This is a genomic window from Pseudomonas sp. OA65 (genome assembly GCF_017498305.1).
GTDB lineage: Bacteria > Pseudomonadota > Gammaproteobacteria > Pseudomonadales > Pseudomonadaceae > Aquipseudomonas > Aquipseudomonas zanjanensis.
Genome location: NZ_JAGDEZ010000011.1, coordinates 85,386 through 97,680, shown reverse-complemented (window position 1 = coordinate 97,680; position 12,295 = coordinate 85,386). Strand labels below are relative to the sequence as shown.

The 12,295-nt window shown below is 60.7% G+C and carries 12 protein-coding genes; 8 read left to right on the top strand and 4 right to left on the bottom strand.

What is annotated here, in order from left to right; genetic code table 11:
• The 3 genes from J3361_RS12060 to J3361_RS12050 form a co-directional block, all read right to left on the bottom strand.
• The gene (locus J3361_RS12060; RefSeq protein ID WP_207964792.1) at window positions 1-933 is read right to left on the bottom strand and encodes an ABC transporter ATP-binding protein; all 933 of its coding nucleotides are present in this window, start codon (window positions 931-933) and stop codon (window positions 1-3) included.
• 136 nt (window positions 934-1,069) lie between these two features.
• On the bottom strand, window positions 1,070-1,693 hold the full coding sequence (locus tag J3361_RS12055) for a glutathione S-transferase (RefSeq protein ID WP_207964791.1): 624 nt from the start codon (window positions 1,691-1,693) through the stop codon (window positions 1,070-1,072).
• Between the two features lie 44 nt (window positions 1,694-1,737).
• Entirely contained in the window at window positions 1,738-2,397 is a 660-nt protein-coding gene (locus J3361_RS12050; protein WP_207964790.1) for a transglutaminase family protein, read from the bottom strand.
• A 438-nt stretch (window positions 2,398-2,835) separates the two neighbouring features.
• On the opposite strand from J3361_RS12050, the gene J3361_RS12045 reads away from it, so the two are divergent.
• The gene (locus tag J3361_RS12045; protein WP_207964789.1) at window positions 2,836-5,283 is read left to right on the top strand and encodes an acyl-CoA dehydrogenase; all 2,448 of its coding nucleotides are present in this window, start codon (window positions 2,836-2,838) and stop codon (window positions 5,281-5,283) included.
• 104 nt (window positions 5,284-5,387) lie between these two features.
• Window positions 5,388-5,795: a PA2817 family protein gene (locus J3361_RS12040; protein WP_003179340.1), complete on the top strand. Its 408-nt coding sequence runs from the start codon at window positions 5,388-5,390 to the stop codon at window positions 5,793-5,795.
• Window positions 5,796-6,115: 320 nt separating this feature from the next.
• Here J3361_RS12040 and J3361_RS12035 read toward each other — a convergent pair whose 3' ends face one another.
• Window positions 6,116-7,114, bottom strand: coding sequence for a LysR family transcriptional regulator (locus J3361_RS12035; RefSeq protein ID WP_207964788.1), 999 nt, complete (start codon window positions 7,112-7,114; stop codon window positions 6,116-6,118).
• 91 nt (window positions 7,115-7,205) lie between these two features.
• On the opposite strand from J3361_RS12035, the gene J3361_RS12030 reads away from it, so the two are divergent.
• From J3361_RS12030 to J3361_RS12005, 6 genes are all read left to right on the top strand, one after another.
• Window positions 7,206-7,832 (top strand): alanyl-tRNA editing protein, encoded by a 627-nt coding sequence (locus J3361_RS12030; protein ID WP_207964787.1) that lies wholly within the window; start codon window positions 7,206-7,208, stop codon window positions 7,830-7,832.
• Between the two features lie 63 nt (window positions 7,833-7,895).
• Window positions 7,896-8,666 carry a 2OG-Fe(II) oxygenase gene (locus J3361_RS12025; protein ID WP_207964786.1) on the top strand — a complete coding sequence of 257 codons (771 nt, stop codon included), beginning with the start codon at window positions 7,896-7,898 and terminating at the stop codon, window positions 8,664-8,666.
• Window position 8,667: 1 nt separating this feature from the next.
• Window positions 8,668-9,306 (top strand): LysE family transporter, encoded by a 639-nt coding sequence (locus tag J3361_RS12020; protein WP_207964785.1) that lies wholly within the window; start codon window positions 8,668-8,670, stop codon window positions 9,304-9,306.
• A 412-nt stretch (window positions 9,307-9,718) separates the two neighbouring features.
• Window positions 9,719-10,942 (top strand): type II and III secretion system protein family protein, encoded by a 1,224-nt coding sequence (locus J3361_RS12015; protein ID WP_207964784.1) that lies wholly within the window; start codon window positions 9,719-9,721, stop codon window positions 10,940-10,942.
• 56 nt (window positions 10,943-10,998) lie between these two features.
• Window positions 10,999-11,712, top strand: coding sequence for a tetratricopeptide repeat protein (locus J3361_RS12010; protein ID WP_207964783.1), 714 nt, complete (start codon window positions 10,999-11,001; stop codon window positions 11,710-11,712).
• A gap of 22 nt (window positions 11,713-11,734) precedes the next feature.
• Window positions 11,735-12,004 carry a DUF3613 domain-containing protein gene (locus J3361_RS12005; protein WP_207964782.1) on the top strand — a complete coding sequence of 90 codons (270 nt, stop codon included), beginning with the start codon at window positions 11,735-11,737 and terminating at the stop codon, window positions 12,002-12,004.
• Window positions 12,005-12,295 lie beyond the last annotated feature (291 nt).

Genomic DNA, 12,295 nt, shown 5'->3' with positions numbered 1-12,295 from the left:
TCATACCGCCACCTTCGCCAGATTTTTCTCCACCAGGGACACGAACAACTCCTCGAGGCGATTGGTTTTGTTGCGCAGGCTCAGCACTTCAATGTTTTGCAAGGCCAGTTGGGTGAACAACCCGGTGATGCCCACGGCTTTGTCCACCTGCACTTCCAGGGTGTGGCTGTCCACCAGGCGGGCCGGATAGCCGATGAGCTGGGGGGCAGCCGTCAGGTCGTGTTTCAGGTCCAGCAGGAAGGTTTCCACATGCAGTTGGCTGAGCAACTGGCGCATGCTGGTGTTCTCGACAATGGTGCCGTGGTCGATGATGCCGATGTTGCGGCACAACTGTTCAGCCTCTTCCAGGTAATGGGTGGTGAGGATGATGGTGATGCCTTTCTGGTTCAGCTCGGTCAGGAAGCTCCACATCGAACGACGCAGCTCGATGTCCACGCCGGCGGTCGGCTCGTCGAGGATCAGCAGGCGCGGCTCATGCACCAACGCGCGGGCGATCATCAGTCGACGTTTCATGCCGCCGGACAGCGAGCGGGACGGCACGTCACGCTTGTCCCACAGGCCCAGTTGGGTCAGGTACTGCTCGGCGCGCTCGTTGGCGATCTTCGGCGGGATGCCGTAGTAACCGGCCTGGGTCACGACGATGTCGAAGGTCTTTTCGAACTGATTGAAGTTGAACTCCTGGGGCACCACGCCGATGCAACGCTTGAGGGCGGCGGGCTCGCGATCCAGGTCGTGACCAAAGACATTCACCGTGCCGCTGGTCTTGTTCACCAAGGTGGAAAGAATGCCGATGGTGGTGGATTTGCCGGCACCGTTAGGGCCGAGCAAGGCGAAGAAATCACCTTCGGCGACGTCCAGATCGATACCACTCAAGGCCTGGAAACCGTTGCCGTAGGTTTTGGTTAACTGCCGGATGGACAGAGCGGAACTCATATCGGATTACGCACCAAGAAGGGAGGGAAGAAAAGAGTAGATAAGGGCGGGCGGCGAGCAATACAACCACGGCGCATGAACGCAATGGTGCTTGGCGTCGCCGCACAAGTACAGTCAAGTGTGTCGATAGTAACTATTAAGTCAACGCGGTCATGACGGCCTTGCGGTAGGCGGGACGCTGCTGCAACCGCGCGTACCAGGCCTGCACGTTAGGTAGCGCAGCGCGCTGGATGGGCATCTCGAACCAGGCATAAATGAAACTGCCCAGGGGAATGTCGCCCATGCCGATTTCATCACCCGACAGGTAAGGTTGCTCGCTCAAGGTCTGCTCGACCATCGCCAGCAAGTCGTCGCATTCCTTGATCGCCGCATTGATGGCCGCCCAGTCCTGTTGCTCGGCCGGGGTGCGCAGGACGCCCCAGAACACCGTGCGAAACGGTCCGGCAAAACTGGACGTGGTCCAGTCCATCCACTTTTCAGCGTTGGCTCGTGCCTGTACGTCAGCCGGATACCAGGCCGAACCCGACGCATGGCGCGCCGCCAGGTAACGCACGATGGCGTTGGATTCCCAAAGTACGAAGCCGTCGTCCTCGATCATCGGCACGCGGCCGTTGGGATTTTTCGCGCGGTACTCAGGCGTGTCCACCACACCGAATGCCCCGCCCGCATCGATGGCCTCGTAGGCCAGCCCCAACTCTTCTGCGCACCACAACGCCTTGCGCACATTCGATGAATTTTTCCGGCCCCATATCTTCAGCATCACGGCGTCCTCGATGGATAAATGCCGCAGCAGCATACGCCGGATCAGGCGCGACTCAAATCGCCCTGCATATCGCCCAGCAAGAGCGGCACCTGCTCGCCGAACAGGTGCGGATAGCATTTTTCCAGGTGTTCGAAGAAGAAAGCCTCGGGGACATCGGCAAACGGGCCGTGCTCGGTGACGTACTCCATCAGCTTCGCCCCTTGCCGATTGAACGGGTGGAAGACGCTGTCGTGGCGACCGTCGAATTCCAGCGGAGCCACATCGAACAACTCGCACAAGCCTTGGTTGAACGCCGGCGTGGCCTTGACCCAGCGGTCGTTCAGGTACAGCTCGGTATAACCGTGCATGGCAAACACGTCGCTCCTGAGCAATGCCAGCAGGCGCGGCGTAGACAGGTGATTACGAACATCCGCCAGGCCAATACGCGCCGGGATGCCGCAATGCCGGGCGCATCCGGCCAGCAAGGTGGCCTTGGGCACGCAATAGCTTTCGCCTGCCATCAACGCGTAACTGCCGCGCAGGGTCGCCGGGTCACGGCTGAAGGTGTAGGGGTTGTAGCGCACCGCCTCGCGCACGGCGTAATACAGGCTGACCGCCTGGGCCAACGGGTCGCGGTCGACGCCGCGGTGGGTTTCGGCGAAGTCGATGACCGCGGGGTGGTCGCTGTCGATGAAGCGGCTGGGGTTCAGGTATTGCTGCATGAAAGGAAGACCTCTCGGGAATCATCACCGTCGCTGAGGGTTGAACTCCGTCCTTGTGGCGAGGGGATTTATCCCCGCTGGACGCGAAGCGGCCCTAAACCTGACACCTCGGTGTGCCACGCAGAGTGAGTGGCCTGCCTTGGGGCTGCTTTGCAGCCCAGCGGGGATAAATCCCCTCGCCACAAGGACCGTGCTCGGCTGGGGCTGACTGTGTTCGAGTCTATCCACAGCCGGCGCCCAGCGATAACGGCATTCCGGCCAAACAATGGCGTTTTCTCACCTTGTTAACGAACGATTTCCCACGGCTGTTGCCAACCAGACTGGCGCAATACATCCAGGGTTTCCCACGAAATCAATCACATCGCGCTGACCGCCGTTTTTGCAGATGCCGTCTAAGCTCTGAAGGTCGGTTTTGCCTTGGTTCACGGAGGATTACATATGCTGTTGTTGTGGATACTGGTGCTGGTCGTCGGGATCGCCTGGCTGGCGCATCGGCGCACCGAACCGCTGCCCGCGCTGGGTATTGTCGCGGTCTACCTGTTGGCCATGGGCATTTTCAGCCATGCGCCCGGCTGGCTGCTGCTGATCCTCTGGGTAGTGCTCGCGGCTGTCGCGGCCCCGCTGCTGCTGTCGGACCTGCGCCGCAAATATTTCAGTGCGCCGATGTTCGACTGGTTCCAGAAGACCCTGCCGCCCATGTCCGAGACCGAGCGCGACGCCATCGACGCCGGCACGGTGTGGTGGGATGGCGAGCTGTTCAGCGGCCGCCCGGACTGGGACTTGCTGCTGGCCTACCCCAAGGTGCAACTGACGGAGGAAGAGCAGGCGTTCCTCGACGGCCCCACCGAAGAACTCTGCGCGATGGTCAGCGACTGGCAGATCGGCCAGGCCATGGATCTGCCACCTGACGCTTGGGCTCACATCAAGGAGCACGGATTCTTCGCCCTGATCATTCCCAAGGAATACGGTGGCAAGGGTTTCTCCGCCTATGCCCACTCCCAGGTGGCGATGAAACTGGCCACCCGCAGCGGCGACCTGGCGTCCACCGTGATGGTCCCCAACTCCCTCGGCCCGGCGGAACTGCTGCTGCACTACGGCACCGACGAACAACGCGACCACTACCTGCCGCGCCTGGCACGTGGCGACGACATTCCCTGCTTCGCCCTGACCGGGCCGCTGGCCGGCTCCGACGCTGGGGCGATGCCCGACACCGGCATCATCTGCAAGGGTGAATGGGAAGGCCAGGAAACCCTCGGACTGCGCCTGAACTGGGAAAAGCGCTACATCACTCTCGGCCCGGTGGCCACCCTCCTGGGCCTGGCGTTCAAGGCATACGACCCCGACCACTTGCTGGGTGACGAAGAAGACCTGGGCATCAGCCTCGCCTTGATTCCCACCGACACCCCGGGCGTGCACATCGGCCGCCGTCACCTGCCCCTCGGCGCCGCATTCATGAATGGGCCGAACTGGGGCAAGGACGTATTCATCCCGCTGGACTTCCTCATTGGCGGCCAGGACATGCTCGGCAAGGGTTGGATGATGCTGATGAACTGCCTGTCGGTCGGGCGCTCGATTTCCCTGCCGGCGGTGGGCACCGGTGCGGCGAAGTTCACCAGCTTGGTAACGGGCCAGTACGCCCAGGTGCGCGAGCAGTTCAACGTACCGTTGTCGGCGTTCGAAGGCATCCAGGAAGCCATGGCGCGCATCGGCGGCAATGCCTGGATGATGGATGCGGCACGCATGCTGACCGCCAACGCGGTGGACCTGGGGGAAAAGCCCTCGGTGCTGTCGGCCATTCTCAAGTACCACCTGACCGAGCGCGGTCGCGAGTGCATCAGCCACGCCATGGACGTGCATGGCGGCAAGGGCATCATCATGGGCCCGAATAATTACCTGGGCCGCAGTTGGCAAGGTGCGCCGATCTTCATCACGGTCGAAGGCGCGAACATTCTGTCGCGCAACTTGATGATCTTCGGCCAGGGCGCCATTCGCTGCCATCCGTTCGTGCTCAAGGAAATGGCCTTGGCGACCCGTGAGGACAAGGACCAGGCACTGATCGAGTTCGATGCCTTGTTGCTCAAGCACATCGGTTTCGCGGTCAGCAACGCCGCCAGCACCCTGGTGCTCAACTTGGGCCTGGGACATTTCGAGAAGGCCCCCGGCAATGCCTTGAGCCAGGGTTACTTCCGCGCCCTCAACCGCCAGGCCGCGGCATTCGCCCTGCTGGCGGACTTGAGCATGATGCTGCTGGGTGGTGAGCTCAAACGCCGCGAACGCCTGTCGGCGCGCTTGGGCGATGTCTTGAGCAACCTGTACCTGGCGTCCGCCGCGCTCAAGCGTTATCACGACCTCGATTCGCCGGACCACATGGCACCGCTGTTCAAATGGGCCATGGAGGAAAGTCTCGGCCAGTCGGAACGCGCGCTGGATGAACTGCTGGGCAACTTTCCGAACCGGGTGCTGGGTTGCCTGTTGCGCCTGGTGGTGTTCCCCTTCGGTCGTCGTCACAAAGGCCCGAGCGACAGACTCGACGCCGAGGTGGCTGCGGTCATTGGCCGACCCAAAGGTGACCCGACCCTCGAAGAGTTGCTGCAAGGTTGCTATCGTCCGCAATCGACCGACGACCCGGTGGGCGCCTTGCAACACGCCGCCGATCTGCTGGCGGCCGCCCATCCGCTGCACAAGAAACTGCACGGTGCGCTCAAGCAGGGCCAGCTCAACCCGGCGCCAGGCGAACCCCTCATCGATGCGGCCTTGGAAGCCGGTGTGCTGCAAGCCGGCGAAGCGCAGACCTTGCGCGCGGCCGAAGCGGCGCGGCGCAAGGTCATCGATGTGGATGATTTCGATAAGGACGAGCTGACGCTGGCGCAGGACAAGGTCCGTTGATTGTGACCGCCAGGTGCGCTCGTCAGCTATGAGCTCGCTACCTATAAAAGCGGGCGCAAGGGCTTTATACTCCCGCGCCCGTTTTGCTCTTGAGGACTTATCTCGTGTCCAACATCGTTGCCGATCACCTTGTCTTGCTTGACCATTTGCGCAGCATCCTGGTCGCCGTGGGTGAGGCCGAACAGGTGCCCGAAGAAAGCCACGCCTTGTTCCTGGAGCGCTTCGACGAGTTGCGCGCGCAACTGCCCGTCGACCCGATCGAAAGCCAGTACCTGGGTCAAGACCTGCTTTGCCAGGTAATCGTACGTTATCCACAGATCGCCCACCTGGTGCCTCGCGACCTGCTCTGGTACTTCGCTGGTGACTGCCTGCACTACATGCCCGACGAAGAAATCGCCCTGTACCAGGCCCTGGAAGAACGTCGTTTCGAAGCCGAGCAAAACGACGAGCCTTTCGACTGGAACCAGGAAAAGCAATTGCTGGCGATGTCGGACCAGGACAGCAAGCACTGATAACGACCCGCCTTGCAAAAGGCCCGCACGGTTAAACCGGCGGGCCTTTTTTTGTCTAGGCAAAGTGGGTTGCCTGGACGGGCCTCATCGCGAGCAAGCTCGCTCCCACACTGGTGCGGTTGAGCATAGGAATTCATGTGCGCCACAGCCCCCCTGTGGGAGCGAGCTTGCTCGCGATGGCGCTGGGTCAGCTTGCGACGATGTTGCCTGTACTGCCGTCTTCGCGAGCAAGCCCGCTCCCACAATGACTATATTTGATCATGGGATTCGTGTGCGCAGCAGGCCTCCTGTGGGAGCGAGCCTGCTCGCGATGGCGCCCGTCAGAACAACCCATCACTCTCCGGCAACTCATAGTGCGCCGCGACCTTGCCGGACCGACTCCCCGTGCCCACTTTGTTCAAGGTCGGCTCCTTCGCCAGGCACTCCACCAGATAATCAATGAACACCCGCAGCTTCGGCGGCAGGTAGCGGGTCGGCGAATGCAGCAACCACAAGCCACCGTGGTAGGAAGCCAGGAACGTCCAGTCAGCCAGCACCTGCACGATCAGCCCCTGTTCCAAGGCATGTCGGGCGGTAAAATACGGCAGGCTGCCAATGCCGATGTGCTGCAACACCGCGCCCAATCGCACGCCCGTGTGATTGGCCGCATAACGTCCGCGCACGCCTACGGTGACGGCCTTGCTGCCTTTCTTGAATTTCCAGCGCGCATCGTTCGGGGTTTCTCCCAAGTAGATACAGCTGTGCTCCAGCAAATCGTGGGGATGCGTGGGAACCCCGTGTTCCGCCAGGTATTGCGGCGTGGCGCAGAGCAAGTGGTCAATGGTCAGCAATTGGCGCCCCACCAGCCCGGCCGGCGGTTGATCGGTAATCCGAATGGCCAGGTCGACATGATCATCAATCAAGTCGACCTGTCGATCTTCCAGAAACAGCTCCACATCGACCTTGGGATAACGGCGCAAGAATTCAGGCATGTGCGGATGGATCACGAAACGCCCCACCGCCTTGGGCACACTGACGCGGATACGCCCTTGCGCTTCCTGGGTGAACTGGCCGCTGATTTCCATCACCGACCGAGCGGCGGCGACCATCTCCTGGCAGCGCTTGAACACCTCTTCCCCGCCGTCGCTCAAACGCAACTTGCGGGTGGTGCGCTGTAATAAGCGAGTCGCCAGGGCTTTCTCCAGGCGAGAAATGCTGCGGCTGATGGCAGACGGCGATGAGCCAGACTGGCGAGCCGCTTCGGAAAAGCTGCCGGTCTCCACGACCTTGACGAAGATGGCCATTTCAGCAAGCAACGGCAACGGTAGATTTGTGCTCATGACGCAACAGTCCTTTGAAATCTGAACGGATTATCACCCTTTTACACGCTACCTATAATCCCGTCACAATTTCTGGATGTGGATATGGACCATGACGCTTCGCCTCTTTTTCCACAGCGATGACCTCAGGGCCAACGCGGAAGTCCTGGACTGCAGCCCCCAGGAAAATGAATTTGCCGTGGTGCTGCGCGCCACCCTGTTCCATCCCCAGGGCGGCGGTCAGCCCTGCGACACCGGATGGATCGACGACGCCCAGGTGTTGCGCGTCGTTCAGGACGGGCAACAGATCATTCATTACGTCGATCGCCCAGTGGCCCCGGGCATGGCCACGATCCGCGTGGATGAGCAACGGCGGTTGCTGAACTCACGCCTGCACTCGGCCGGACATCTGATCGGCCATTTCGCCGAAAGCCGTGGCTGGAAACCGATCAAGGCCCATCACTGGCCCGGCGAAAGCCGCGTACAGTTCCAGCCCGGCGAACACTTTGAGGAGCTGGATGTATCGATCATCCAACAGGGCATCGATGCATGGATCGCCGCGGACCTGCCGCGCCTGATCGCACTTCGCCAAGGCACCCGGGAAGTCGGCTTCGGTGAGCTGGCGGCTTATGGCTGCGGCGGCACCCATGTCAGGCGGCTGCAAGAGCTGGGAGCCGTCACCATCGCCTCGCTTTCACAAAAGAAAGGAATGTTGTCAATTCACTACCACGTGGCCTGATATTCAGCCTTGCGGCCAGGAATTGCTCGCAAGCCCCTCCCCCTATTCAGACGGACCTGCCTCATGATGCTTGATGTTGAGCACCTCGATCAGTGGTGTATCAAGAAATTGATAGATGGCGAAGTGCTCGTTGTGCGCTTGAAAAACTTTCTGTCGGAATCATTGGCCATTGAAATTGGTAACAAGATCCTTGCCCCCGGTTTCGAAGGTTATATCAACGCCCCCAGCATCGGGCGCATCGGCATGGCTTTCTATGAGGCCGAGAATCAGCCGCCACTGATGGAAGACTACTTCCGCCAGGCCGGTCGCAATATCGTCGAGCTGCGCAACCGTTGTGCACCGTATTCCTCGCCAGTCGACACCTTGCGCTGCATGCTCGACGAAACCTGGCCAGCAGGGGCGCACCTGGAAAGCCTTTACGGCCGAAAGATGTACGTAGGCCTGTCTCGTGTGGTGAAACCCGGCGTGTGTTTCCTGGCCCATCACGATATTTTCGCCAAGGACGCGCCCGACAGTTTCCAGGCCCACAGCCTGCAAGCCCAGTTCGCCTGCAACCTCTATCTCAACATGCCCTCCGAAGGCGGCGCACTGCAGATATGGGATAAGCACGTCTCCCCAGAGCTGTTCGATGAAATGCGCGGCGACAGCTACGGCATAGACCCCGCCCTGCTCGGCCGCCCGACCCTGGAAGTACGACCGCAACCCGGCGACTTCATCATGTTCAACTCGCGATACATGCATTCGGTCAGCCCCGGTGTGGCCGCCCCACGCCTGAGCCTTTCGTTTTTTGTCGGTTATCGCGGCGATTCCTCGCCCCTGACCTTTTGGAGTTGAAATGCTATCCAACTACCTTGGCGAATTTCTGACCCTGGCTACCCTCCACTTTCTCGCGGTGGTCGCGCCCGGTCCGGATTTCGCCGTGACGATTCGCCAGAGCGTTCGCTTCGGCCGCTGGGTCGGGATCTGCACGGCACTGGGCATAGGTGCTGGCATTTCGGTGCATGTCCTCTACACCTTGCTCGGCGTCGGTGCGCTGATGCATACCACCGCGTGGTTGCTGACGGCGGCCAAGATCGTGGGCGGCGCATACATTATCTACTTGGGCATCAGCCTGCTGCGCAGCCAACCCAAGTCCTCCCTTGAAAACCAGCAGGACAACGAACAGGCCATCGCCCGACAAACGCCCTTTAGAGCTTTTGTCACCGGCTTCCTGACCAACGCCACCAACCCCAAGGCCACGCTGTTCTTCCTGGCGATTTTCACCACGTTGATCAGCGCGACGACGCCGCTGCAAATCCAGGCATTGTATGGGGTCTGGATGTGCTTGGTGAACGCACTGTGGTTCGTCGTCGTGGCGCTGTTTTTTTCCAGCGCAAAGGTGCGGGAGGTATTCCTGCGCATGGGCCATTGGTTCGAGCGGACCATGGGAGTCGTACTGATTCTGTTTGCCGGCCGGCTGATCCTTTCCATGTGAATACGTCAACCGAAAACCGCAAGAAAAGACAGATTATTGACGCGAACTTTCACCGACTTTTCCGCCCGTCAGCTTTTAGTCATTTTTTTGTCCCGAGACGTGGCGCTTTGCCATGCGTGAACTACCGTCAAACACAAGCGAGGACGGGGTCGGTAAAAAGCGCCTCAAGCGACCTGATCGATACCGTCACTGCCCTCGACAATCCCGGAGATCCCGGGACCCAAAAAGGTTGTTCGCAAGCTGCCTGTCGTTCAGTCGGGCCGGTGTAATGCGCCCGTTCGCTGGTAGCGATGAGGCCTGAAGCCGGCACTCATGAACAATCTGGCGAGATGTAAAGGGGCAGCCCGGGCCTCTTAAGTGATCCGAGGCATCAGGCAAGCCTAGGGAAGGCCTCTCCATCGAGGATCACTTCATGACCCAGCGCACCGCACCCGTTTTAAAACATTTCATTCACGGCCTGTTCTGGATGGGGCTTGGCTTGGAGGCGGCACAGGCCGCAACGGCAAACTGTTCGCAACTGGACAATTTGCCGGCGACCTTCGAGGTTGGCCAAGGGCTCCAGAGCGAACTGCGCATCCTCGCCCCCGTGACGAAACTGGCCGTCGGCGACCCGAAAATCGCCGATGTGCAACCCAGCGGCAGCGATGCCTTCATTCTCACGGGCCTGGCGCCCGGCGCCACCAGCCTGATGGTCTGGACCGACTGTTCGAAAATACCGCGCCAGAGCATGGTCTTTGTCAGAGGCCGGGCCACTGAGGCGCTGACGAGCGCTGCGAGCATGCCTTCCGAAGACCCGATGCTGCTCGCCCAGGTGCAGACCGACATCCGTTTCGTGGAAGTCAGCCGGACCAAGCTCAAGGAAGCCTCGACCTCGATTTTCGGCAGCCGTGGCAATTTCCTGTTCGGCTCGCCGAGGACCTTGCCCACCATCGGCGGTGTGGTCCGGCCTTCATTGCCGGCCAATAACGACATGTTCAACCTATCTTTCGCCACCGGTAAAACCCTGTTGATGATCAACGCGCTGGAAGGCAGTGGTTTCGCCTATACCCTGGCGCGGCCGAGCCTGGTGGCCCTCAGTGGGCAGAGCGCGAGTTTCCTGGCGGGTGGGGAAGTGCCGATTCCGGTGCCCAGTGCCGGCAGCGATAACGTGTCCATCGAGTACAAGGAATTCGGCATTCGCCTGACCCTGACCCCCACCGTCATCGGCAAGAATCGCATCGCCCTGAAGGTGGCGCCGGAAGTCAGTGAGCTGGACTTCACCAACGCCGTGAATATCGCCGGGACACTGGTACCCGCCCTCACCGTGCGCCGCACCGATACCAGCATCGCCCTGGCCGATGGCGAAAGTTTTGTCATCAGCGGCCTGATCAGCACCCGCAACAGCTCCCAGGTGAACAAGTTTCCAGGGCTGGGCGACGTACCGATTCTTGGCGCGTTCTTTCGTGACAATTCCATCAACCGCGAAGAACGTGAGTTGCTGATGATCGTCACCCCGCACCTGGTCCAACCGTTGGCGGCCGACGCGCAACTGCCGACCTTGCCCGGTGAGCAGCTGCGCAACTACGACCCGAATTTCTACCGCATGTACTTCCTCGAAAGTGGCGAGTTTGACAACCGCAGCGGGCTTTCCCAATGAGCCGGCGCCTGATGTGCAAGGCGTTAGATGTCCAACGGTTCGCCAAGGGGTATTCCATGAAAACAGTGATCGCTTTAACGGCAGCCTTGATGCTTACCGGCTGCGCCAGCAACGGTGTGGTGGCTTCACGCTCGGCCGATTGCGCCAAGCCCGGAGCCGACCAGGAGTTGGCGTTGAACATGGCGGAAGACATGGCCAACGAGGGCCGTCTATACGCCAGCCTGGCGAACCTCGAACGCTTGCCCGAGGACTTGGTCCAGGTCCGTCTGCGCAAGGCTCGAGTGCTGCGCCTGATGGGCCGAAACGAGGCCGAACCGCTGTATAAAAGCCTGCAGGGGACTTGCCTGGCCGCTGACGGTGAACATGGTCTGGGTCAGTTGGCGGCCGCCAGGAATGACAACGCGGCCGCAATGCAATACCTCGAACGCGCCGCGAAAATGGCCCCGACCGAGGGCAAGATCCGCAATGACCTGGGGGTGGTCTACCTCAACCAACGACGCGTTTCAGAAGCCCGCTTCGAGTTCATGACCGCCATGGAACTCCAGCAGTCCGACACACTGGCCGCGCTCAATATGGTCACCCTGCTGATTTACCAGGACAACTGGAAGCAGGCCGCCGAGCTCGCCAACATGGCCAAGCTCAGCCCCCGGCAAGTGGCAGATGCCCAGGCCCGTGCGGAAAAAATCAGGGGCTCGGCGCCTCAGGCAGTGACGTTACCCGCCAACCGCCTGACCGAGGTTGTCGATGCTTCAACCGACGCGGTCAAGTAGAGCGTTACGAGGAGTTCAAGAAATGATGACCAAACAATTGATGATCGTGTGCATGGTGAGCCTGTCCACCGCCGCCTGGGCCATTGAGCCAGGCCCCTCCTCGGCCGCGCAGCAAGGCACCGAGAGCTGGATGCAACTGCAGATTCGCGGCGTGGCGGCCTCCACCCACCTGCAAACCGCCTCCGCCGCAGAGCGCGAGATGGCCATGCAGCGTTGGCTCAACAGCTTCAACTATCCAATCCCGGAGTTCTTTGACCAGGACTCGGCAGGAGAAATTACCAGCAGCAAATGAAACACGCTGGAAACGAACACCGCAGCCTTCGACAGTTCCTGCATTTGATCCGATGCAGGCACTGCCGAGGGCTGCGGTCTTTTGGCTTGAGCGGTTGGCTGATCACAGGCCCGCTCCCACAATGGTGCAGAGCCGCCGCAAAAAGCCGGGGCCGCTGCGCAGCCCAGCGGGAGCAAGCTCCCTCGCCACAGGTGCGGTGTTTCGATTGGAATGATCAGTAGGTAGGTACCAGAAAAACCGGTGGTGAACACAAGCCTCATGAACACCCAAGATCACCTGTGGGAGCGAGCC

Bases quoted from the DNA above. Each gene is read 5' to 3' on its own strand.
- J3361_RS12030 (WP_207964787.1), top strand. From the start codon at position 7,206: ATGACGCTTCGCCTCTTTTTCCACAGCGATGACCTCAGGGCCAACGCG.
- J3361_RS12035 (WP_207964788.1), bottom strand. From the start codon at position 7,114: ATGAGCACAAATCTACCGTTGCCGTTGCTTGCTGAAATGGCCATCTTC.
- J3361_RS12015 (WP_207964784.1), top strand. From the start codon at position 9,719: ATGACCCAGCGCACCGCACCCGTTTTAAAACATTTCATTCACGGCCTG.
- J3361_RS12005 (WP_207964782.1), top strand. From the start codon at position 11,735: ATGATGACCAAACAATTGATGATCGTGTGCATGGTGAGCCTGTCCACC.
- J3361_RS12055 (WP_207964791.1), bottom strand. From the start codon at position 1,693: ATGCTGAAGATATGGGGCCGGAAAAATTCATCGAATGTGCGCAAGGCG.
- J3361_RS12020 (WP_207964785.1), top strand. From the start codon at position 8,668: ATGCTATCCAACTACCTTGGCGAATTTCTGACCCTGGCTACCCTCCAC.
- J3361_RS12025 (WP_207964786.1), top strand. From the start codon at position 7,896: ATGATGCTTGATGTTGAGCACCTCGATCAGTGGTGTATCAAGAAATTG.
- J3361_RS12060 (WP_207964792.1), bottom strand. From the start codon at position 933: ATGAGTTCCGCTCTGTCCATCCGGCAGTTAACCAAAACCTACGGCAAC.
- J3361_RS12050 (WP_207964790.1), bottom strand. From the start codon at position 2,397: ATGCAGCAATACCTGAACCCCAGCCGCTTCATCGACAGCGACCACCCC.
- J3361_RS12010 (WP_207964783.1), top strand. From the start codon at position 10,999: ATGAAAACAGTGATCGCTTTAACGGCAGCCTTGATGCTTACCGGCTGC.
- J3361_RS12045 (WP_207964789.1), top strand. From the start codon at position 2,836: ATGCTGTTGTTGTGGATACTGGTGCTGGTCGTCGGGATCGCCTGGCTG.